Below are 23,920 nucleotides of genomic sequence, written 5' to 3' on the forward strand. Positions count from 1 at the left end.
GAAGATATTATTATGAATATTAACGTACACCAACTACCAAAAGGATTTTTAAAAGATCTAAGTGAAGAGCTTAAGCAAAAAACACAGATTACGTCAGAAGATGTGGCTAAAATTATGCGTGATGCATCTAGTGATTCCGCAAAATTGAACGACCTGATTCGACAGGTAAGTATTGCAGCAGTGAGGAAAATCTCTAGCGTAGGAATGGTTATTTCTCCAATAATTAGTTACATATGGCCAGAGCAAGCTGGATTAGATTCAAAACTAAATGCATTGGAGGCTAAGCTTACTGCAAAGATAGGGCGAGCAACATACAATGGAAAAATTCGAAGACTCATTGAATACAGGTACTTTTTATGATGGTAGTGTAAAGGATATACATGGTGTACTCCGTAAATCAAGCAAAAGATGTTAATGACAAATTCACTTCACTTATGCACTTCACTCAGCAAGAAAATAACGCAATTGTAGATTTGCCTATATACACTAAGGTTGCCGCAGCTCATATACTATTTTTAAAATATCTAAAAACGCATGGAACAGATCCAAAGCCCTTCCGATATGATAAATCCAGTACCTTAAACGCGGAGTTTAAGACAGATAACATTGAGAGCATTATTAATACCTATGCGAAATATATTGAAGATACATTTAAAAAGGGAGACAATGACCTTACCACGTTACTAAAAACACGAGATAAAAAAATAGCCGAAAAACGAAATCTAATTGTACCTGGGATATCTATAAACTTAGGTACCGAAAGCAGAATACACACATTAGATAAAGAAATTAAAGGCATTAATGATTTAAAAGTTGAGGAGAAACGAGAATTATATCGTAACCTGACAGTAAGCGAAGGAAGTTTCGAGGCCATATCAGGCAAAAAAATTACGTATACAAACTTTGGTTGGATTAAAAATGACGGTAAATGGTATTATTTGAGTCTTTACAGCGGCTTTCAAAATTACGACCACAAAACCTTTGACAAAGGAGAAATGGTGACTGGGTGGTTACAACCATATGAAGGAAATACTTATTACCTCAGCCCAGCAGACGGAACGAAAAACGATGACGGCAAAGTCTTTAACAAAGGAGAAATGACGACTGGATGGATGCAAGTGGGGAAAAAGAGTACATGGGATGGTAAACACAGTTCTTGGTACTATCTAGATAACAAAGAAGGCAACAAAGACTTCAAGGATACCACAGGGCGTATGCTCCACGATGAAACAGCAAGAGTTAAAAACAAGGAAGGAGACTTCAAAAAGCACTACTTCAATGAGAATGGTACATGGGGTGATAATTGATAATCTTCTATAAATCACAGATACAGAGATACCTTCTAATTTAAAAATATAAGATTTTTATCCAATTAATAAACGTACAAACTATGTAAAAGAGCAATTCTCCAACCAACTTTGAACTGCACCCCAATTGTTAGACACAGTCTAACAATTGGAGGTGCAGTTTTTCTATGGCTAAATTTACAGCTGATGAAAAAATACAAATCGTTCTACGTTATTTGAACGGAAATGAAAGTTATCGAGAAATGGGTAGATCGCTCGGTATAAGTGACACAATCATTTTGAATTGGGTAAACCAATATAAACAGAATGGTCTGGAAGCTTTTCTAAAACGATGTACAAATTACACACAACAATTTAAACTAGACGTACTAAACTTTATGATTGAAAACGGTATGTCCTTATTTGAGACGGCAGCTATCTTTAATATTCCTGCCCCTTCAACGATTTCTGTTTGGAAAAAACAGCTCGAAACACAAGGAATTGATGCCCTTCAATCTAAGAAAAAGAGGCGTCCATCCATGAAAAAAGATTCAAATAAACAATTAAAACAACCTTTAGCTGAAGGGTCAGTGAAGCACTTGAAGCACGCATTAAACAGCTTGAGATGGAAAATGAGTACTTAAAAAAGTTAAATGCCTTAGTTCAAAACAAGGAAAAATCACAAAACAAGACAAAGCGCAAGTAGTCTATGAATTAAGGCATAAATATTCGGTGAAGGCACTCGTGGAGCTAGCTACTATTCCTCGAAGCACGTATTATGATTTAGTAAAGAAAATGAATCGTCCAGATGTAGATGCCGATTTGAAAGCTGAGATTAAAGCGATTTATGAGGAAAATGAAGGTCGTTATGGTTACCGTCGCATTCGTGATGAATTAACGAATCGTGTCCAGAAAGTGAACCACAAGAAGGTTCAGCGCATTATGAAAGAGCTTGGGTTAAAGTGTGTTGTGCGTATGAAGAAATATAAATCCTATAAAGGAAAAGTCGGTAGAATTGCCCCTAATATTTTAGAGCGTAATTTTCATACAGATGCACCGAATCAAAAGTGGGTAACAGACATCACAGAGTTTAAATTGTTTGGAGAAAAACTGTATGTATCACCTGTATTAGATTTGTATAATGGTGAAATTATTACCTATACAATTGGTTCTAGACCGACGTATTCGCTTGTTTCAGACATGTTAGAGAAAGCATTGGAACGTTTACCTGAAACCCACCAGCTACTGATGCATTCGGATCAAGGATGGCATTATCAAATGAGACAGTACGTCCGTACACTTGAATCAAGAGCTATTGTCCAGAGTATGTCTCGAAAAGGCAACTGTTACGACAACGCAGTAATAGAAAATTTCTTTGGGATTATGAAGTCGGAGTTCCTCTACATAAAAGAATTTGAAAATGTAGAGCACTTTAAAATAGAATTAGAAAAATATATAGATTATTATAATACGAAACGGATTAAGGCAAAATTACAAATGAGCCCGGTACAATACCGGACTCACTTTTATCAAGCTGCCTAATGAAATAACCGTGTCTAACTTTTAGGGGTCACTTCACCTGAGATTGCTCTTTTTTTCGTAAATTTCTTTATGTCTTGCTATCATTCGGAAATCTCTCATTTACCATGCCTATTGTCCCCACCAAACTTCGTCATATCTCCTAAATCTTCACTATCCAACGTATTATTTTTTCTATATTACTACCATATTAATTGGTCATACTAACAGCAATATACCTAATTGGAGGCGGTAGCTTGCTGTGTGATTTTCACATCGTATTATTACTCATACTTGGAGTCAATCTAATATGCTATGGCTTCTTTATACGAATTTCTTTGTTTTTTGTAATTGAAGTGCTCTCTTATTTGCTGTTATCATCCTTCTGTTACCTGATATTCTTGCATGGATTCAATAAACATAAGTATCATTTGCCGTTATATAATACGTGTACCTTGCATTGTGGATATCCAATCACCTTAACTTTCGTATCAATGATAAACCCTTCACTTGCATTTTACAGTACCCGCAGCAACTTTATCTTACTAAGATGGGGCTAAATAGAACCGCAAGTTATCACTTTTGAAACAGCATGTTTCTCTGCAATCAGGTTTATTAATTCTTTCTTTTCAACCTTAATATACGATGGGTTACTATATACCCACTGATCTCCACCAAGATTTAACCAACCGTCTTTTTCTTCCCACACTTGATATGCTTTCATTATTCAATTGACGAATAATGAAAACATCCCGTAGTTAGGGTGTTTGCTCCGATTTAAATTATGAGATAGTTTGTTTCACCTTTTCTACATTATCTAAAAAAGAACTTGTAGTGATTTCTACAAGTCCTTTTTGTTTTATAATTATATTTACGGAAAAAATTTAAACGCCCAATAATATAGTAGAATATGCATCCATCTTATGTTTAAATGATTCTTCTCCACCTTCAAGGTATTGAACAATGTACTTCATTACTATTTTATCGCTTGGATAACCTCTATTTTCAATCCAGCCATGCTTGTTATCTGATTTTAGTACAATTACTTGTTCCGCATCAGCGTTAGTTACAATTGTTGAACTATGAGTGACTACAATAACTTGTCTTTCATTTTTTACTTGTCGCAAACTAGTTACTAAATTCTTATATATATATATTGATTATCTAGATTATCTTCAGGCTGATCAATAATTAAAGGGCTATTATCACCACAATATGTACCATAGTTCAATATAGATGTTAATATTGCAACTACCATTTGTCCTAAAGACAAGTATTCTATGTTTTTCATTATTACTTTTTCATAATTTATTGACTCTTTTGAGTTAATGTTAAAGAAAAGTGTGTAATCATCAATGATTGCACAATATTTATTTAGTGATGATAATAAAAGTTCTTTGTCCTTAAGTAACTCACTTTTAATTTTCTTATAAACTGTCGATAAATTGCGTTCAGTAATTACTTCAAAACTTTCATCAACATCATGCATAGAACTACTAGCATTTTTTGTAAAGTTCAAGATTGAAACTGTTTTTTCCAGTTCCTTATACTTGTCATTTGCTAATAAATTGAAAAACTCTAAGAATCCTATACGGTCTACAATTTCATATAAAAATCGTTCCACTTCTCCCCATGTTAAAAAGGTTTTAGCTATATGTTTATTTGGATTGATACGAATCAACAAATCTCCAAGAAAGTAATCTAACTGTCCTTGTTTAGGGGAAAGCTCAATTTTTATCAAATCTTTATTTTCTTTATTAAACCCATCAATAACAATTTTAACATGTTTTTTTGCGAATCTAGACTTCCAATCAAGTTATTCAAATTTTCTCTAAAATACTTTCTATATTTATTTCTATTTTCCTTTTTTAGTTGATTTAAAAACTCTTTAAATTCAAGTTTTATTCCATTGAAAACTGTCTCTCTTACAAAATCACCAATTTCCCCTTGATCTATTCGATGAATGATATTATTAATGGAGTACCCTTTTCTATAAACTTCTTTTAAAATTTCACGACGCTTTTGAATAGTAACTAAGGATGCAACAAATGTATCTTCTCTTCTCATTTATATTCCAAATAATTCCATCAAGTGGTTAGCAAGTTTTATTTTATCATCTTAAAGCGTATCACCTATAAAAGCATTCTTATGAAAAACATGTTTACCCGTGTAACTTTCGCTGTATCTCGTTGAGGAAGGAAACGAATAATATATTCCTTTCCTTTTAAAGAAAATACAATATAAATTCTCTTGTGCTGTGAAAGAGATTCTAGCTGATCTCTATTTGTAGTTTCCATGATAAAAATCGTTTCAATAATATTCAATAAGGTGCTTTTTCCAGTACCTCTTCCGCCTATGATACAGTTTAAATCCCTCGAAAAATCTAAGTTGAACATATTCTTATCAAACTTATCTTGTTTTCCTTGAGTTCCACATAAATAGCCATCATCTCCAGGATCGATACATATCCCTTTTATATATTTATCTGTAAAATTTGGTTTGGTAGTAAAAACACAGAAACTATAATTATTAATCGCTTGCTTTAAAGCTCCAAAAGTAAAACTATTAAATTTAATCCAAGTATTGTTTATCCCTATACTGTCTAAATCATGAGCATCACTTTCATGAAGAAAACAAAATTCTTTCTTTTTCACATAATTTCTAACTGAGTTTAATACTTTCCCTTTAACACTTATGTTAGTCAAACCTAACACTTTTAAGGTATCTGATGAAAATAAACTTTTTTTATAGATATTTGTTCCTATATAATCTGAGCTGTTTATGTGTGCTATATAAGGTAACCCTCCAATATCTGCTATAGCTCGAATTATTGTTAGACTATGATCACAAGTTCCATCATTTTCTGTAATTACAAAGCGTTCTAAAAAATCCATTACATTTTCATAATTTGCTTCATCAAATATACCAACTACATGATTTTTATCAGCACAGGATATTTCTACACCTAAGAATAAATGTATGCTTTTTTGATTTAATACCTTCCCTTTTAGCCGCTCTATAAAGTATTTATTAAGAGCATACCGGAGTTTATGATAACCACTAATGGTATTATGATCCGATATTACTACAACCTCAATTTTGTGTGAGTATAATTGATGAGCAATCAACATATAAGCTATGTATTCTTTTAAGCTATCATAAGGTACTTTTTGATGAGATAAAGCATCAAGATACTCTTGTCCTTTATATTCACCCTCATTAACGAGAGCAAACATTTTCTGTTGCTGAATCTCGGTAAAATAACCATAATCTTTCGCTATATTGATTACTTCTTTTTCTGTTAGTTGTTGAAACGAATTATCAGGAACTAGACGGTAATCATACGAAGCTGGTGTATGCAAATGAATCTCACACTTCTTCAAGTCTCCATATCTTTTCTGCACTTTTTCAATTTTCTTATATATCTCCAATAAGTCTTCTGTAATTACATTCATTCTAACCATCCTATCACTTTGGTTTACTAAAACAGTAAGATGTAATGCATTAGCATAATTATATCACCTTAGATATATAAGAAAAAAATGTAATTGCATTCACACTAGAGTACGTAAAAATAATAGAAATATAATTGTTCCTTAAATATACAGTAAAAAGGAACACATATTATATAGCTGATATGTGTTCCTTTTTATTAATAGGAAAAAATATTAAAATTAAAGATATAACTTTACAGATTACCTTAATGTAACCCCAATAATATTTGATGTGCAATGTAGTGCTTTTTTTATTGTATCTTCACCCAGTACTTTTTCTTCTTCACTATAATAATCAGCAATTTCTTTTATCGTCCATCCCTGAATTTGAAAACGTACAAGCCATTCAAAATGTTCTTTATTTCTTTTTTCCTTCCCCTCTACATATCCTAATTTTTTCATATGATTTTCTGTACGATTCTTATATAAATCTTTATATTGTTTAAAAGCAATATCTAATTTTTTCTCAAATTCATTCCATGTTTGATCTCTAGGATCCCATGCATACCCAAATGTATACCCTTGTATATTTTCTTTTCTTCCATTAAAGGCCTCAAATAAATCAAATTCATAGTTGGGATAAATGTTCTCATAGCTATGTGCTTCAATGGTAAATCCTGTAATGTTATACTGATTCATATTTTCAGAGTTTGGAGTAAAAACAAAAGGAAATTCATCTCCAGTGAAAACTTTGTCTTTGATTTTACTTTCGTCTAACTCTTCTTCGTCCTCTATATAAATTGAGTCAGTTATAGACCAATTAATAATTTACTGTGGTAGCTCTCTACCCATTTGGCTATAAAATTTCTTTTTTTCTCTATTTCTGCAGGATGATTTCGTTTGCTAGGTATAGCCCAAAGTCCAATTTCTAAAAACGTTTTCTTATTTAATGAATTATCCACTAAATTATATTTTTGAGCCCATTTGATAATTGCATCTCTTAATTCTAGAAGATGAGAATTACATTGATTATTTGCTTTTTCAAGTACTGCCCAATCACTCATATCTACAAAACTACCGTTAGAATCCTCTAATGCTTTATGTAATCGCTCCGCTGTCGTATAGATTGGTACAATCTTATTTAAATCTTCCACAAATTGAGGATCAAGTGCTTCTATAACACGTAAAAAATAAGTAATTTCCTGATACTGGTAATAATTTGTGAATACAGGGATATTATCTATTTTATCTCTTTCATGAAGAAAATATATTTTCTTCATGAAATCACCTCAACTTTTATTTAATGCTATTGTCTCACCTTTATTTTTACTTTAATAGGAAATACAAAAATCTTTTCTAATTCTTTTTCACACATTAACCTAAGTTGGGATTATACACCATAATTACATTTATAAAGTAGGTTTCAAGAATATAACTACTTCAAAAGGTATCAAAATGTACTTAAGACATACTTCATAAGTACACACACTTTTTGAGATGTGTTTGTTGAATGTTATTTGAGGAGGATAGTGTCCCTATCAGTTGGATACACCACAGAGAATCCCCTTGTTGTTCTGTTTATTGTTTTTAATATTTAGTCTGGTACATGAAATTTATGATTAATTTATTCCTTTGTTTTTCTCTTAAAATTCTTATAGCATTCTATATAAATCTTATGGTATTATATAGATAGAAAATTTGTTTCCATTGTTTATACTCTATTGTACGTAGCGTGAAGGACAAACCTTACGCCCAGTTAACTCGGGCGAGGTTTGTCCTTTTTTTTCTTTAAGGAGGAATTTACTATGAAAAAAGTCTACAAAATTGGAGCAATTGTTACTACTTTATGTGTTGCTTGTATTGCGATCTTTACTTTAACTAAGAATGAATCAGTCAATACAGAAACTATAACACCAGAAAAAACAATTGTATCTGCTGCAAATGTAAAAGAAGCACCTGAAAATATAAAAGATATTTCAAAAGAAGAATTAAAGGAAAAAATACAATCCCATGAAGAGTTCATTGCGTATTACTATCAACCTACCTGTCATTTTTGTAAAAAAGCTGCACCAGATATCAATCGTATGTCAAAAAAGCATGATAGAACCATCTATCGTATTGATATCTCTACACCAGAAAATCAAAGTGCCTTTCAAGAGTTCGACATTCCAGGTACTCCAGTTGTTGTAGCTTATAACAGAGGTGAAGAAGTTGAACGTCTAGAAGGGGCAGTGTCAGCTGCTACATATGATGGATTCTTTGCAAGACGTAATTCGAGCGCTAGCTAGTATAGTGCTCGTTTTTCTTTGTAAGAAAGGAGAATTAACATGCAACAAAACGCCCGTATTCATTCTTTAGACATAATAAGAGGTATCGCCATACTATGTATCCTATTTGCGAATCTACCCACTATGACGGGACTAGATCCCTTTAATCAGGCAGGTTACACCAGTACAGATAAAACGATTCGTTTTTTAGTAGATTTGTTTATACAAACAAAGTTCTACACTATTTTCGCATTCTTATTTGGAGTAGGATTTTATATCTTTATGAAAAATACGGAAGCAAAAGGATATCCTATGTATAAGCTATTTACCCGGAGACTATGTATTTTACTAGTCTTCGGCTTACTCCACTTCACCTTTCTATGGTATGGAGATATTCTACATGCGTATGCTATAGCTGGATTTATTCTATTGTTCTTTTATAAGCGATCTACTAAGCTTATTTTTATAGCTGGTTGTAGTTTCCTAACGGTTAGCTATGTATTACATATTATTGTATTTTTACGAGCAAGTTCTTCTATTACTGAAGTACCAAATTACTATCAATATATGTTTACAGGTAACACTACCAATCACACTGTAAATCTATTTATACATTATTCTCATCAAGTAAAAGCACGTCTTTTCTTTCTAATGACTCAGGAATTCCAGCAACTACTAATAGGAATTCCTGAATATATAGGCTTATTTTTAATAGGGTTATGGGCTGGTAAGAAAAATATTTTTAAAAGGGTACCGGAATTAATAAAGAAAATTAGATTTTTACAGTGGAGTTCGTTATGTATCTCATGTCTTCTCTCTTGTCCTATTATCTACTACTTTATAAAAACAGATGTCTATTACTCTCAGGATGTACAACTATGGATTCTATTTGGAGGGAAAACGCTAGCTATATTCTATATTTGTACTCTACTGAGAGTTTGTGAGAATAAAAAATATATAGAATGTCTGCAACCCTTTATGAACGTTGGTCAGTATGCTTTAACGAATTACATTAGCCAAAGTATACTAACTCTTGTCATTCTTTCGTGGTGCTTTAAAGATGTCTCACACGTATATTACTGGCAACTATGTATCTTTGGGCTTTTAATTATTTTTGTACAAATTATATTCAGCAAGATTTGGAGTAAATATTTCCGTTATGGTCCTATTGAGTGGGTATGGAGAAAAGGAGTTTACAAGAAATAGGGGCACTATATCATTCTGATCCTATTAAACATTAAAAAAAGTGCAAAATCTATCAACAGATTTCGCACCAAAAAGTGGTACCGCCACATGCCCATCAACCTAAAGTTTTATTACACCCCCATAACGAAATTTTTAGGATTTCTTGTAACGAAAAAGCTTATTTATCGTTTTTGGGGTGAACTGTTTTCTTAGGTTGATGGCAATGGGGTACCGCCACATCACCATCAAGCTAAGATTTTGAAGTACCCACAAAACGAAAATTTCATCTTTTCATAGGTGTCCACAATAATTGAGTTCATTTAATATAAAAAAACAACTCGTGAGAAATCCCTAGAGTTGTTTTGATTTTCGTTATAGCTTTATAAATTTCAGACATTTAGTTACAATTGTTTCCTGAAAAGTAGATTTATTTTGATCGTACAGGCAAGTCACTTGAACATTTTATCATGTAGTCATGGTTGGCTGACCACTTTAATAAATTCTCCCAATATTTTTCGCATGAATTAACAATTTGTTTTGAGTCAGAAAGATATCCTGACATCACCATTTTGCAGAGCTCGTCAAATCCATCAGGTTTATCAGTAAAAGACATAGCCTCGGGTAATACTTGAGCGGATGTTGTAAAATATCGTTTGTTATGTAGTCCTAATATCATCGCACCTGTAGTTGATATTTTCATCGCCAATGTAGGTAAGAATGTTTTGGGACCTTGAAATTCTATATTTCTTAATTTTCCCATGTATTCATACATTTCCTCGACTAATGTTTTACAAATGGCCTCTTTGAAAAAACTATTTTCTACCGAACCAGCTTTTTGTCTTAACGCTTGGAAAAATTCATCAGGATCATAAAGTGGAGATATGTTGAAAAATTGTCCATGTGTGAGCGGCCAATCTTCTTCTACTGTGGTAGCCTCTTCTATAATATCTTTTACACAATCAATATTCACCTCTGCCTTCCAATCTCCTGATGTCCATTCATAGCTATAGCTCTCTTCTAAAGGATTTAAAATACATTTAATTTCAATATCAGAAAAGGGACCATCAGTTTTTCTAGCTAAAGAGCCATAGATTCCAATAGCTTTAACGTTTGAACCATATCTCACTAATAGTTGTTTTGCTATCGTATAAGCAATTTCCATTCTTTCTTCTCTTGTCAATTTTCTTGGGCCAATCATATATCATTTCTCCTTTTTAATAAAATTATGAATGGGATAATATATGAATGGTCACGGAGGATCACGGGCTTAACGGGGAATTTTATCTGCTGTCATTTAATAACACCTCGTAATAAGATTAAGTATAATTTATTTGCTTTTACCTCCACTTGTACATTCAAATTATAAGTGAAGGTGCTTGGGAGTACTGGGCTTAGTGTCATCCAGAATAGATGTCACTTATATATAAATATATCAGACATATTCCTTCCCCCCCCACCACTCATTGAGTAGTGGAGAAATAATATCGTAGTCTGAACATTTTACAAAACGAATTTCCATTTATACCACCTGATTTATTTTTTTGTAATAGTTATTATTGGCTAAACAATATTATAAAGCCATGTAATTATAAGAGAATAATCTCATATGGCTCGTAGGATTAAGGAAAGCCTTATCTTCACGTTTTCACTTGACACTACAAATCAACAGAGACAGATGCAATCATTTACAATCTTTCTCGAAGAACAGCCTTTTTTGTTTTCGCTAGAAGTTCAAGCAATCGTACCACTTCCGTTGCACTATCATGGGAAGCAAAATCTGACTGAATGACTTTTGCTTCTCTACGATAAGCTGGCTCTTTTAGTACCTTTAAAATAGCTTCCTTTAATTGAGAACTGCTTGGGGTACTGGTTTTAAGATTAACCCCTGCACCGAAGTATTCAATACGACCACACACTTCGGGTTGATCGGATAGAATCCCTGCCGCCACAAGAGGAACTCCATGGGATAGTGCGACCTTGACACCATTATATCCACCATTAGTAACCATGACATCAACATACGGAAGCAGAAGAGAATGTGGGATCATGCGCTCTACACGTACATTGCGCGGTACGTCCCCCAGTTTTTCTGGATTTGGCGTAGTAACGACAACAAGTACATTCTCATCCGCCATTGCCCTAATTGTCGGCAGTGTCAGCTCCTCGACATCAGTAGCAACCGTCCCTTGAGTTACATGAACGACAGGCTTGCCTGAGCTAAGCTCTGACCACCATTTGGGAAGTATGAAATCTGTCGGCATTGGAGGCAGCATAGGTCCAACATAGTGAAGTTGAGATGGGATTTCCTTATATGGAAATTCAAATGCTGCTGTTGTACCATGTAAATGCAAGAATGGAGACATAAGACAATCAAAAGCGGTTTTACCTTTAGGGATCTCAGGCCCTTGTATACTTCTAAGATCATTAATCATTTTTTTAGTAACATCTTTTAACATAACGTTAGTCCCGATCCAATTTATCATACGATTGTTAAGCCTTCCAAGAGCACTTTTAGCTGGAGGTTTTCCGGATCCATGCATGGCGCTTTCTCCGGTTCTTAAAGGAATCATTCCTACGCTTGCCCAAACCGGACCACCTTTTTCATGAAAAAGGTAAGCTCCTAGACTACACATGTCAACAATTAATACATCTGCGGGGAATTCTTTTATTATCTCCTGATAATCTTTCATCTGACCAAGCATGGGGTCGACGAATAAGCTTGTCACAGCAGTATTTGCTGCTGCAAGGCCCTTCTCCTGTTTATCTATCGCACTTTCAATAATATCAGGCGTATGCTTGAATGGAACAAAACTTGCCCCGGTAGCTTTTATTTTCCCTTCCATTGCCGGTCCTGAATGCCATACTACTTGATGCCCTTCTTCAACCAATTTCGTTGCAGTTGTCAGGATTGGATTTACATGTCCAGTAGCAGGCATTGTACTGATTAAAAATTTTGCCATTTCTTTACTACCACCTATCTATTTGAAATAATTAATTTAAAACTGCAGCGAGTATGCAGCAGTTCATTTTGCAAAACTCCTTAATGTCCTGAAACATATTCTTCATCCGCATTTGCAGACGCATCAAGCTTCGATCGTCCCATAAAAAAGGAGATAAAAAATGCAAGAGAAGCGGGAATAATCGCCCATGCGAATGTATGCGTAATCGAGTCGGAAAGCATGTTCTTCATTTGGTCCAAAATTTCGTGCGGAATGTGTTCACGCGCTTCTGGTGAAAACAGTATATGTGGGTCTTTCAGGTCAAGCCCTTTTGGCAATTGGGCATCTTTGCCACCCATGGATTGAAGATAATTCGCCAATTTATTCGAAAACAGCTGGCTTTGAATAATGCCGAACGTGGTTATTCCGATAGTCATGCCAAGAGATCGAATGAATGTAAGTGTGGAGTTCGCAGTTCCTCGTTGTCTCGCCACTACTCCGTGAATGACAGCATTGCCAAGCACAGAGAACGAAGATCCGATACCTGAACCAATTAATATCATACTTAATGTTATTAACCATCGCGTCGAATCACTCTTTAGGGTCGATGCCAGCACAACACCGGCGACTAACACTAACAAAGTCGAAATCATAACAGTTCTATAAGATACTTTGTTTATCACAAAACCGCCAATCATTGCAGTCACGATAGATGCAAGCATCATTGGGAGCAGCACAAGGCCAGAATCCGTTGCTTTCCCCCAAAAAACACCTTGAATAAAAATCGGCATGTATACTGAAGCGACGATGAACGCCGCACCGCTAAATAAGGAAATTAGGATGCTAGTTGTATACAAACGGTTTTTGAATAAACTGTACGAAATTATTGGTTCCTTTACCTTTGCCTCGATAATAAGAAACGCAATCGTTAACAGGATAAACCCGGCGAATAGTCCCAAAATAGCAGCAGAGTCCCATGCAAACTGTTTGCCCCCAAGCTCCATCATGAATATCAGGCAGATTACTGCACCAATAAGCGTAAACGCACCAGCCCAATCGATTGGTTGCTTAGAATGCTCGTAGGATTCTTTGTAAAAAAACACAATCATTAAAACTGCCGTTACGCCCACAGGTAGGTTAATGTAAAATATCCATTTCCAATTAATATAGTCGGTAATGTACGCGCCTAGAAGTGGTCCAAATATGCTCGAAAGGCCGAAAATAGAACCAAAGACACCACCAAATTTGCCACGCGATTCGAATGGAACAACGTCTAACATGATTGTAAAAGCGATTGGAATGATCGCTCCTGCGCCGATACCTTGAATAGCGCGGTATATTGCCAGTTCCGTTATGGAATCCGCTGTCCCGCACAAAGCCGATCCTATAATAAATACTAAAAGACCAAAAACGAAAAATCTTTTGCGACCATACATATCTGACAGCTTGCCGAATATCGGTACGCCGGCCAATTCTGCAACCATATAGGCCGATGTAACCCAAACAAATTTGTCTAACCCTCCAAGCTCACCGACGATAGTGCCCATAGCAGTTGCGACTATAGTGCCATCCATTGACCCCATTAATATACCAAGTAAAAGTCCTGCAATGACGATGCCTAAGTTGCTCTTTTTTCGTTTCACGAAAGTGTTCCTCCTTTTCCGAAGTAGTCTTGTTATATGACCTTTACATGATCAAGGTTTTCTTTATTTCCTTTTAGGATCGTATACGTCACTTTATCCATCGTTGCACCATCAAAAATCACTTTTTTTAGTTCCGATTTGAATGATACATTGTTTAAAAAGGCATTTCAGAAAGATGCGTTTTTCAAGTCGGATTTATCGAATATAGCCTTATTCAAACTGGCACCATAAAATACAGCGTCATCCAAGTTACTGCATTTAAAGGAACACCCTGTTAAATCAGATTGGCTATAGTTCAGTTGCTTTTAGATTACTATAGTAAAACTTTCCGTATTTTAGGTCCGTTGCTTGAAGATCAAAATTTTTCAAATCGCTTTTGGTTAAATCCATTCCTTTTGCTGTTACATCTTTGTTTGTCATGCGAAACTTCTCCTTATTAATTCCCTTCATTTTTTGAAAATTACTTACTCCTCTTGGCTGGTCAGTCGCTCCGCTATATCACGGAGCCACTCATCGTTCCAGAAAAGGGAGCCATTCCTGATATCCTCGCTGGCAGAACGAACCCATTCCAATTCTGCTGCTAATACCGTCTTTTGATATTCAGATTCCAACATAAACAGTCTTGGAATGAGACTCTTGTAGGTTTGGAGATTATTATCGATCTGTTGTACTGTTTTTTCTAGTACATCTATCCTTTGCTCGAGTTTCTCTAGGGCATCTTGCGGTGACAATATACTGATATACGATATTGCAACCGGGAAATTAGGAAACTCCTGTATTGGTGTAGATAGTACCTCACGAATCCATTCTATTAATATTTCTCTTCCTTCCTTAGTTATTTCATAAACAGTTCGATCAGGTTTTCCGGTTTCTCGTAACGTTTCTTTAACAGAAATCTGTCCGTCCCGCAGTAGACGCTCAATGGTTTGGTAAATACTCGCACGCTGGCGTACGTTAATTATTTGATCCTTTCCTCTTTCTTTGATGAGCTGCTGCATTCGATACGGGTGCATGGGTTCTTCTGCAAGAAGCGCAAGTATAGCCATGGCTAGTGGGGAACGTTGTGTTTTTTTTATATTTTTCATAGTCATAATAATACTAGTAATATTATGACTATGAAAAATAACATTACTCACATTCTCTTTAAAACATACCGAGTAGTCGGTTTCTTTTAATCGAAAACAAATGTCGGGAATAATTCGAGTGAAGTGGCAAAGGAGGAAAATTCTCAGTCAATTTGGCGCGTCTGCTTATGTAATAACGGTGCAAGAGTTCAAACATCCGTTCCATGTTCTTGACACAAAAAAATAATGTTGATGAAGACGCAGCAACAGCAGCCCTGGTGCAAACCGATAATAAAGTTGTTTAATTTTCAATAAAGTCATTTAAAAATAATATAGTTGTTTAAAAATCCTTCTTCCAATAACGGAGTAGTTTAACTTAATAAGAAAGCATATTTTTCTGTTTATAGCAAAATAACCACTGTGGAATTTGAATTTCTATTATGTTATTCTGAAGTAATACCTACTTTTAGTAGGTCAATTTACGGGAGTGATTAGCATGTTAAAACAGCATGAAGATTTTATCCAAAAAGTAAAAAAGCAAATACAAGAAGATGAACGCTTTATAGGTATACTTGCAGGTGGTTCAATAATAACCAATACTATGGATCAGTTTAGTGATATAGATTTGATTCTTGTTTATGACTCAACCTTCCAAGACGCAATAATGAAGAACAGGTTGCAAATTGCAAGTGGGTTTGGTCATCTTCTATCGGGATTCACTGGGGAGCATGTGGGTGAGCCTCGACTACTAATTTGCTTGTACAATGCCCCTATTCTTCATGTAGATTTAAAATTTGTAACCATTGACGAGGTTTCGAATGGAGTTGAAAAACCTATTGTAGTTTGGCAAAGAGGTTCAACAGTAAGTCAGATACTAAATAAAACTAATTATTCTTTTCCCTATCCAGATATGCAATGGATTGAAGATGGATTTTGGGTTTGGATACATTATGCTGCTACTAAACTTGGAAGAGGGGAATTGTTTGAAGTAATCGATTTCCTTTCATTTCTCAGAGAAAATGCAATAGGCCCGCTAGTGCTAATAAAAAATAATTCTTTACCAAGAGGGGTAAGAAGAATTGAAGAAGATGCACCAGACTTCATTGAGAAATTAGAAAAAACAGTAGCCATCCACGAAAAAGAAAGCTGCTATAATGCAATTAAATCTACAATATCACTTTATTTACATCTCAGAAAAGATTATGAAATCGACATTCAAGTAAAATCAGAAGCTCAACAAGAATCAATTAAGTATTTAGAAGAAGTATACGAGGTAATATAGAATTCCCTTCTTTAACTGGTGCTTTAGTTCAATAGGAGTTAAACAACTTTATTAATAATTTTTAAGTACAAATGCCTTTTAAATATATAGAAATTAAACAACTTTAAAGAGCCTTACTACACACTAGATTGTAGTAAGGCTCTTATATTCTCATAACAAAATTAAACAACTTTATTATCGGTTTACATCTGGAATTAAAGTCCTAGACTGCTGCTGTTTTTATTGCTCTATCGTGTCCCGTTACTCCTCTGGATTTTCCCCATTCTGCTCCAAAAGGGGTACCGCCAATTTCGCGGATTTTGTACGTTAAGGCTAAATCCGTTGATATAACAATGTTTTCGTTACAAGTACCAAAAATGACCGTTTAAGAAACTTTATTTATATCTATCAAAACTGACTGAAATATGATTAAAATCTAGTTCCAAAACTCATTACCAAAAACAAAGTATCATACCCAAAATAGGGAATATACTTTTAGAATTTATAAAAAATATAATTAGGATTAAGTTAAAACCTTCGAAAAAACCTGTTATAAAAACGGAAAAAGCGTTAACCTTTCTTTAGAATCAAAAGAAAGGATGTTTTTATAATGTGCTTTTCAATTCAAGATGAGCTGCAATTGTATTCCCAAGAGTTACAACGATATATGTTACCTGATGCTTTAGAGCAATTAGCTAAAAATATAGGATTTGTTAAACGAAAAAGTAAATATCGAGCACAAGATTTAGTAGCTTTGTGTGTCTGGTTAAGCCAAAATGTAGCTCATTCTTCATTGACACAATTATGTAGTCGATTAGAAGCTAACACCGGTATTTCTATGAGTTCAGAGGGACTCAATCAACGTTTTAACCCTCAGGCTGTTCAGTTTTTACAACAACTCTTAGCACATTTACTTCATCAACAATTTTGTTCTTCTAGCAAGATTCCAACTTTGTATACAAACTATTTTCGACGTATCCGCATATTGGATTCTACACATTTTCAAATTCCAGATAAATTCACTTCTACATATCAAGGTTCAGGTGGTAGCGGTCAAAGTGCTGGAGTAAAAATTCAACTAGAGTATGATTTACTAAGTGGTCAATTTCTTCATGTTCATGTAGGAGCAGGAAAACACAATGATAAAACTTATGCTTCTACTTGTTTAACATCCCTTCAACCGAATGATGTATTTATACGTGATTTAGGATATTTTGACTTAAAAGATTTACATACTATAAGCGAGTGTGGTGCTTATTTTATTTCACGATTAAAGCTTAATACACGTATATATCAGAAGAATAAAGAACCTGAATACTTTCAAAATGGAACCATAAAAAAGCAATCTGAGTATATCCAATTAGATATGGAGCAATTTATTGACCAATTACAGTCAGGTGAAACATATGAAATTCCTGAAATCTATATTGGAATGTATCAAAAGCTTCCTGCAAGACTAATTCTGTATAAATTGACTGAAACGCAAATGAAACGTAGACAAAAGGATTTAGCATCTAAAGAACATAAGAAGCAAATTACCTATAAAGAACGCAGTAAACGGCTTAGTGCAATTAACTTTTACATTACAAATATTCCTTTGGAATACCTACCAAAGGAACAAGTATACGATTTCTACTCTTTACGATGGCAAATTGAACTTATTTTTAAAACGTGGAAATCATTTTTTCGTATTCATCACTGTAATTCTGTGAAATTAGAACGGCTAGAGTGTCATTTATATGGACAACTAATTAGCATCCTTCTTTGTTCCTCCACCATGTTTCAAATGCGTCAATTACTCCTCATCAAGAAGAAACGAGAACTAAGCGAATATAAAGCGGTTTATATCATAAAAGATTATTTTCCACTTATTTATCAATCTTTACAAAAAAACACCCAAGAATTAACAAAGATATTGTTACGTTTGTTTAATCTCTTACAGAAAAACGGACGAAAATCCCATAGGTATGAGAAGAAAACAGTTTTTAATATCTTAGGCGTCGTATACAACTTTTCTATGTCTCACAATCATGTAGCGTAATTCAAAAAATTGAAACCCGATAGGGCTTATTTGGTATGCCAATCTTTAAAGCACTTACACTGGATCTTTAGAAAAAAGAAAAAATCTCACGTGAAATTAAACTTATATAAGTTTAGCTTGATGGGCATGGGGTACCGCCAACATTTTAACGAAAATATACGCTAAGCAATTTTCGACATCAAAAAACGTTGATTTTACTACTCTAAGCAAAGCATTTAATCTCAATTCAAATTGTGTTATTGAGTTTTGAGAATCCCTTAGAGTATAAAATCGTTAAAATGTGCGTGCTACCCCAAAAACAGATAAAAGATACAGTCACTAGAAACATAGGAGAGTGTTTCACCACCCGTTATAAACCATATATTTACATTTTTGTGTTGCAATTTAAAAATATGTAAAGATTCATCATTTTGTTTTTGAATTTTCTTTTTATTTAAGTTATACTAAACTACAAAGAAACAAATCCCCTTTAGGCCGTCAATAATTATGCTAACAACACACACCAAAAAACCAATTCCCGTGTAATGGAATTGGTTTTTTTGGTGCAATTCAGTCAATACAGCAACTTGAACCCACATTTTCAAATGTAGTCTTATTAATCTTACCATAATTTTAGAATTCATAAACATCAAAAAACTAAATCACTAGTAAGATGCGCGAATCCGCTGCTTTTCATCAAGAAATCTGGAGTATAACAACAATTAAGTTCATACTAGCATGAACAACAAATGATACTAGTAACCTATTAGTACGCACATATACTACAGCAAGTACAAGCCCAATTAGAAAATATCCAAATATAAATGGAAAGTCAAAATGCATAATAGAAAAGAACAATGAGCTTATTAGTATACTCGAGGTTTGTTTAAACTTTCCAGTTAAAATATTTATGGCCGCATAACGAAAAACAAACTCTTCTACTAAAGGTGCAAGAAGAACAATTGAAACTAGTGCCACAGGAGATATTGCTGCTGCAGCGACTGTACTAGACGTATTTGCTGATTGCGTAGTTAGCTGAAATACACTCTTATCTAAAACACTACCAACCATCTGCGCAAGAAATACTACTATGATCCCAACTAAAATCCATACAAATGAATTTCTTGATAATTTAATCGATAACTTGGGATCATTCATTAGTTCTTTACTATATATAAGAAAAATGATTATTAATGTAAGTGAAAATCCAATTAGTTCCCAATGCACAAGAAGTTGTTGGATTGCTTGCTGTTGGTTTCCCTGAATATCATACCAGCCCGTCTTCGCTAACAATTGTACACCTATAATCCCAACAAATTGAGTCATTACAAAATAAATGAGTATGAAATAACCTGATTTATGTATATTACTATTATTCATGTTTATGTATTTACCCTCCACTTTTTGTTATTTAATTAACTATTTTGTTAAATTTTGATCTATCCATTTTTTTCTACGTCTTTCCGCTAAACACATTTTTCCAGAAAAACTCATATTGTTGAACAGGGTTATCGAATCTCAACTTGAAAATTTTCACTTTTAATGATGTAACCACCTATAATGGAAATATACTTTTTCAAGAGGAGGAATCTAATGCATATATCAAACAGGTTTGGCTTATTTAGCTGGATTGCAACTTGCCTATACTTTTTAATTGAACCTTTCTTTATTTTCACTTCTACAGCACCTTATAACTATTTGCGTCACGCAATGAGTGATCTAGGTGTAACAACCTGTGGAGAATTCACCTACGAAATAGCTCCGTATGAAATATGCTCCCCTAATCATTTTTGGATGAATTTACTCTTTGTTATTAATGGAATAACATTTTGTATTGGAGTACTATATATTTCACAACATCTAGAAAAAACAAGAATTAATAAAATAGCAACACTTTTTATACTTATAATAGGAATCTCCACTATAGTTTCAGGATTAATTCCTGCAGATGTAAACCTAATTGGACATTCTATTCTAGTTTGGATAGGTATGCTTACTGTATTTCCAGGACTATTTATTTTTGCTAAGAATCTTAAAAAAGCTAGAAAATGGACATATTTCTGTTTACTAAGCTTAATAGTAATAACAATCCTTATCTCACTTGTTTTTCTTTTTCCCTTACCTGCAGGTCTACTACAAAGACTGTTTTACTTGGTTCTTTTCGTTTGGGGAACTGTATCAACCTACAAATTAATAAAATAAAAATTTGTTCATTTTTTTGATACATTTATGAAACATTTATATGTTATCTTCAATACGTTCTTTTCTCTTTATAATACCGTGTGAGATATACTCAGACCTGAAGCCCTAGACCCCCTAACTCTAGGGCTTCTCTATTTAAATAAGAATTTTGTTTAGTTCTATAACATCTCATTTATGTAATATCTTCATTTTTTAACAACAGAACATTTAATAATGTTAAAATATAGAAGTAATTCATTTTATTACTAGGAGGAATCCCTATGTCTATGGGAACCTGGGTCGCAATTTTTATTGCTATATTTTGTGGAGTTATTTCTTCTAATAGCAAGTTGAAAAAACTCCCATAATAAAAATGGATAAACACTCCACTGAAATGCTAGATATCTAGCATTTCAGCTACTAATCTCCCCCAAATAACTATTTTGCTTAGTTTTCTAACAAACTAATTTGTTGTAAAAACTTAACTGCAAAGTACCCTCTAAACTCTTCTAGAAAAACCACTTGCGTGCCTCTACCTTTTTAATGTTATATATTAATTTAGAAATTATAATTCCATAGATATGTATCAAACCTCATGCAACCTTCAAATGCTTTAATCCCATTTCAAGCGCACCAGTTCCACCAAATCCCGGATTAAATAATAGTGGGACATCATACTTCTTTGCGTACTCTTTTGCTACATCAATAGATACATGGCCACATGCACCTTTTTGAATGACAATAACATCGCATTTTTTTATAACACTACGAAACGTTTTATTTACGCCTCCGTGATTTTTCCCATCATGGAAAATAACCTGGCAGTCTCTTTTTTTTGGCCAACTTCTCTAACGTTCTTCCATTTGATCCACCTAAAACTAGAATTGTACTCATTCCCACTCATTCCCTCTCATTCTCCTTATCTTTCTTCTTTATACATGTACTTGGTGATGTTAATAACACAAGTGTACAAGCTACAATATTCATTAATACGAAACAAATTACTAATAATATAACGAAAATCGGTGACAACAAGATAAGAATAAAGCCACTTACTACCAAGCAGATAAAAATAAAGCCATTGCTCATGTCTTCGTAACCATCTAGTCCTTGTACAATATTCAAACTATGCATCCAGACTGTGATACTATCCCAATTTTCTATTAACAGATAGCCACCACCCAACAAAAAAGCCCATCCAAGCAACGTTCCTAATAATCCAGAATTTCGCCCTATATAATATCCCGAAACAAAATTCGCAGCTGTTCCAATTAACATTCTCATTTGTATTCCTCCATATCCATCTCATTTTAGCGTTATATACAAATTTCTTTTAACCATGGTTTTATTATATCAGAAAATTATGAATATTCAATAAATATTTTTAGGTACTCTTTATTTTTTTAAAAAAAGGGTTGTGTTTTTCTCCACAACCCTCATTTCCTTCTTAATCTACAGGTACTTCTTCTTGTCCATGTGGAATTTGTGCAATTGGTGTTACAATTTGTGCATATTTATTTACCTGCACTTTAAATTGTCGTGGTTCTAAGAAGTTTACCTGTTGAATTAAAACTTCAATATGAAACGTATCTACTTTTTTCCCACGGTCAATTTTGGTAATTCGCGCATTGTAAAACTGATCCCCATTTAGGAAATATCGTTGTACAGCTTCTGTAGCCAGCATACGCTCATTACTTGTCATTTTCATCGGTTCAATACCAAATCCAGCCTTTGTAAACAAGTACGGTACATCATAACTACTATTAGAAATTTTTCGTAGTAAATCCTCTACAGTTTTTGTCTTTGCGATATATTCCTCTTCTTTTGTATCAAATCCCTTTGGCTTATCTCCAAGCATCTCGATTTTATCTTGATTTACTTGCTCTTCCTCTTGTACTTGAGATTTCATCATGTAACGATGAATCGTATTATAGGTAGCAACGCCTACTACTAACATTATAATTCCCAATATAACTAAGTACTTACGAGGCAGATTCGCTAACACATTCATGATTTTCTTCATATCATCACATCCCAAATCAGTCTATTACATTACGAACTTGCGTCATATGTTGTCCTCTTGCCGTATAGTTTAGACCTGTAATTTGTACACCCTTATTATCACCAATATGAATCATTTTCTGATTCCCTAAATAAATAGCTACATGGTTCGGATTTTCATAGAAAATTAAGTCTCCTGGCTGCGCACGACCGATATCTGGCACTTGTTTTCCTTGTCCAATTTGAGCACCTGTCCAATCTCCAAGCTGGACACCTATACTAGTTTTAAACACATATTGTGTAAATCCAGAACAATCTGCACTACCTGCAGCTGGATTTCTAGCACCGGATACATAGCTTACTTTCCCTTGCCCAAGCCATTTTTTCGCTTCTTCCAGTACCTTTTGTCGTTTAGCATTTGTCATTGTAGGAGAGCCACCAGATGATAACCCTGGATCATCATTTTTCTTAAAGAATTTCATTGGATCCGTTGGTTGGTCATTAATACGAATTTGGAAATCTAAATGGACAGCGTATCCATTCATATTAAGGAAACCTGTATCTCTATCAAAGTTAGAACCGCCCATTTCCCCAATAATCTGTCCTTTTGTCACCATAGTTCCTGGTGCAACTGATATTTTACTCAAATGTAAGTAACGAGATACAATACCATTTCCATGGTCTACATAGACACCTAGACCGCCACCGTTTACATTTCCTGTTTGGTTTGTTACAATACCTGCTTCCATTGACCATACGGGGTCTCCAGCTTTTCCAGCAGTCATAGCTCCAATATCAACAGCATTATGTTGTTTTCCACCACGAACTGCATCAAACGTATCTGTAATACGCCCTGATTTCGTTGGCCATTTCCAACCTTTATCAGAAATCCATTCTCCAGATACATCCGCCACACACCCTAAATCCTTGTAATATTTCAAAACTTTGGAAACGTATGTGAAATCACCATAGCACGCATTAACCTTTGTCCTGAAATTATTCGGATCGGAGCAACCACCTGGATTTAAATGATTCTTACTTCTTGAGAACTCAATAGCTGTTTCTTCTGAATAGCCACCCTTTGCTAAAGCGTAACTAATAAAACCTTCGCCAAATAGTGA

The 23,920-nt window shown here is 34.1% G+C and carries 19 protein-coding genes and 4 pseudogenes; 8 read left to right on the plus strand and 15 right to left on the minus strand.

Annotated features, from left to right (window positions below; genetic code table 11):
• Positions 1-12 precede the first annotated feature (12 nt).
• From CN409_RS09045 to CN409_RS09060, 3 genes and pseudogenes are all read left to right on the plus strand, one after another.
• Positions 13-360 (plus strand): hypothetical protein, encoded by a 348-nt coding sequence (locus CN409_RS09045; RefSeq protein ID WP_097891173.1) that lies wholly within the window; start codon positions 13-15, stop codon positions 358-360.
• A 23-nt stretch (positions 361-383) separates the two neighbouring features.
• Entirely contained in the window at positions 384-1,307 is a 924-nt protein-coding gene (locus CN409_RS09050) for a hypothetical protein (RefSeq protein WP_097891175.1), read from the plus strand.
• A 167-nt stretch (positions 1,308-1,474) separates the two neighbouring features.
• Positions 1,475-2,828 (plus strand): annotated as a pseudogene (locus tag CN409_RS09060) (IS3 family transposase).
• A gap of 532 nt (positions 2,829-3,360) precedes the next feature.
• Here CN409_RS09060 and CN409_RS32640 read toward each other — a convergent pair.
• The 4 genes and pseudogenes from CN409_RS32640 to CN409_RS32310 all read right to left on the minus strand — a co-directional run bounded on the left by CN409_RS32640 (position 3,361) and on the right by CN409_RS32310 (position 7,518).
• Positions 3,361-3,528 (minus strand): hypothetical protein, encoded by a 168-nt coding sequence (locus CN409_RS32640; RefSeq protein WP_160292230.1) that lies wholly within the window; start codon positions 3,526-3,528, stop codon positions 3,361-3,363.
• 160 nt (positions 3,529-3,688) lie between these two features.
• Positions 3,689-6,259 (minus strand): annotated as a pseudogene (locus CN409_RS32780) (Spaf_1101 family AAA-like ATPase).
• Between the two features lie 240 nt (positions 6,260-6,499).
• Positions 6,500-6,937 carry a hypothetical protein gene (locus CN409_RS32305; RefSeq protein ID WP_235355693.1) on the minus strand — a complete coding sequence of 146 codons (438 nt, stop codon included), beginning with the start codon at positions 6,935-6,937 and terminating at the stop codon, positions 6,500-6,502.
• A 110-nt stretch (positions 6,938-7,047) separates the two neighbouring features.
• Positions 7,048-7,518 (minus strand): hypothetical protein, encoded by a 471-nt coding sequence (locus CN409_RS32310; protein ID WP_240517865.1) that lies wholly within the window; start codon positions 7,516-7,518, stop codon positions 7,048-7,050.
• A 525-nt stretch (positions 7,519-8,043) separates the two neighbouring features.
• On the opposite strand from CN409_RS32310, the gene CN409_RS09075 reads away from it, so the two are divergent.
• Positions 8,044-8,526 (plus strand): thioredoxin family protein, encoded by a 483-nt coding sequence (locus tag CN409_RS09075; protein ID WP_097856106.1) that lies wholly within the window; start codon positions 8,044-8,046, stop codon positions 8,524-8,526.
• Between the two features lie 39 nt (positions 8,527-8,565).
• Positions 8,566-9,711: a DUF418 domain-containing protein gene (locus tag CN409_RS09080; RefSeq protein ID WP_097981694.1), complete on the plus strand. Its 1,146-nt coding sequence runs from the start codon at positions 8,566-8,568 to the stop codon at positions 9,709-9,711.
• Between the two features lie 406 nt (positions 9,712-10,117).
• Here CN409_RS09080 and CN409_RS09085 read toward each other — a convergent pair whose 3' ends face one another.
• The 6 genes from CN409_RS09085 to CN409_RS09105 form a co-directional block, all read right to left on the minus strand.
• The gene (locus CN409_RS09085) at positions 10,118-10,888 is read right to left on the minus strand and encodes an ANT(4')-I family aminoglycoside nucleotidyltransferase (protein WP_000580135.1); all 771 of its coding nucleotides are present in this window, start codon (positions 10,886-10,888) and stop codon (positions 10,118-10,120) included.
• Positions 10,889-11,375: 487 nt separating this feature from the next.
• Positions 11,376-12,650, minus strand: a complete 1,275-nt coding sequence (locus CN409_RS09090) for a glycosyltransferase (protein WP_097981692.1) — start codon at positions 12,648-12,650, stop codon at positions 11,376-11,378.
• An 80-nt stretch (positions 12,651-12,730) separates the two neighbouring features.
• Positions 12,731-14,272 carry an MDR family MFS transporter gene (locus CN409_RS09095; RefSeq protein WP_097981691.1) on the minus strand — a complete coding sequence of 514 codons (1,542 nt, stop codon included), beginning with the start codon at positions 14,270-14,272 and terminating at the stop codon, positions 12,731-12,733.
• A 167-nt stretch (positions 14,273-14,439) separates the two neighbouring features.
• Positions 14,440-14,571: a pentapeptide repeat-containing protein gene (locus tag CN409_RS32785; protein ID WP_080000404.1), complete on the minus strand. Its 132-nt coding sequence runs from the start codon at positions 14,569-14,571 to the stop codon at positions 14,440-14,442.
• Positions 14,561-14,692, minus strand: a complete 132-nt coding sequence (locus CN409_RS32540) for a hypothetical protein (protein WP_255260088.1) — start codon at positions 14,690-14,692, stop codon at positions 14,561-14,563. Before CN409_RS32540 ends, CN409_RS32785 begins: the two co-directional genes overlap by 11 nt.
• Positions 14,693-14,736: 44 nt before the next feature.
• The gene (locus CN409_RS09105; RefSeq protein ID WP_240518627.1) at positions 14,737-15,408 is read right to left on the minus strand and encodes a PadR family transcriptional regulator; all 672 of its coding nucleotides are present in this window, start codon (positions 15,406-15,408) and stop codon (positions 14,737-14,739) included.
• Positions 15,409-15,832: 424 nt separating this feature from the next.
• Here CN409_RS09105 and CN409_RS09110 point away from each other — a divergent pair, with 424 nt between their 5' ends.
• Both CN409_RS09110 and CN409_RS09115 read left to right on the plus strand, forming a co-directional pair.
• The gene (locus CN409_RS09110) at positions 15,833-16,618 is read left to right on the plus strand and encodes a nucleotidyltransferase domain-containing protein (RefSeq protein WP_097981689.1); all 786 of its coding nucleotides are present in this window, start codon (positions 15,833-15,835) and stop codon (positions 16,616-16,618) included.
• Positions 16,619-17,207: 589 nt separating this feature from the next.
• On the plus strand, positions 17,208-18,638 hold the full coding sequence (locus tag CN409_RS09115) for an IS4 family transposase (protein WP_097981688.1): 1,431 nt from the start codon (positions 17,208-17,210) through the stop codon (positions 18,636-18,638).
• A gap of 675 nt (positions 18,639-19,313) precedes the next feature.
• Here the strand turns inward: CN409_RS09115 and CN409_RS09120 are convergent.
• On the minus strand, positions 19,314-19,997 hold the full coding sequence (locus tag CN409_RS09120; RefSeq protein ID WP_097981686.1) for a CPBP family intramembrane glutamic endopeptidase: 684 nt from the start codon (positions 19,995-19,997) through the stop codon (positions 19,314-19,316).
• Positions 19,998-20,210: 213 nt separating this feature from the next.
• Here CN409_RS09120 and CN409_RS09125 point away from each other — a divergent pair, with 213 nt between their 5' ends.
• Positions 20,211-20,819, plus strand: a complete 609-nt coding sequence (locus CN409_RS09125; protein WP_097892240.1) for a DUF998 domain-containing protein — start codon at positions 20,211-20,213, stop codon at positions 20,817-20,819.
• Positions 20,820-21,391: 572 nt separating this feature from the next.
• On the opposite strand, the pseudogene CN409_RS09130 reads toward CN409_RS09125, so the two are convergent.
• The 4 genes and pseudogenes from CN409_RS09130 to CN409_RS09145 form a co-directional block, all read right to left on the minus strand.
• Positions 21,392-21,692 (minus strand): annotated as a pseudogene (locus CN409_RS09130) (DUF2325 domain-containing protein).
• A 6-nt stretch (positions 21,693-21,698) separates the two neighbouring features.
• Positions 21,699-22,082, minus strand: a complete 384-nt coding sequence (locus tag CN409_RS09135) for a hypothetical protein (protein ID WP_097981685.1) — start codon at positions 22,080-22,082, stop codon at positions 21,699-21,701.
• A gap of 163 nt (positions 22,083-22,245) precedes the next feature.
• Positions 22,246-22,821: a hypothetical protein gene (locus CN409_RS09140; protein WP_097981683.1), complete on the minus strand. Its 576-nt coding sequence runs from the start codon at positions 22,819-22,821 to the stop codon at positions 22,246-22,248.
• A 16-nt stretch (positions 22,822-22,837) separates the two neighbouring features.
• Positions 22,838-23,914 (minus strand): annotated as a pseudogene (locus tag CN409_RS09145) (NlpC/P60 family protein); the annotation flags it as partial.
• Positions 23,915-23,920 lie beyond the last annotated feature (6 nt).

This window comes from Bacillus sp. AFS012607 (assembly GCF_002558005.1).
Classification (GTDB): Bacteria; Bacillota; Bacilli; order Bacillales; family Bacillaceae_G; genus Bacillus_A; species Bacillus_A thuringiensis_S.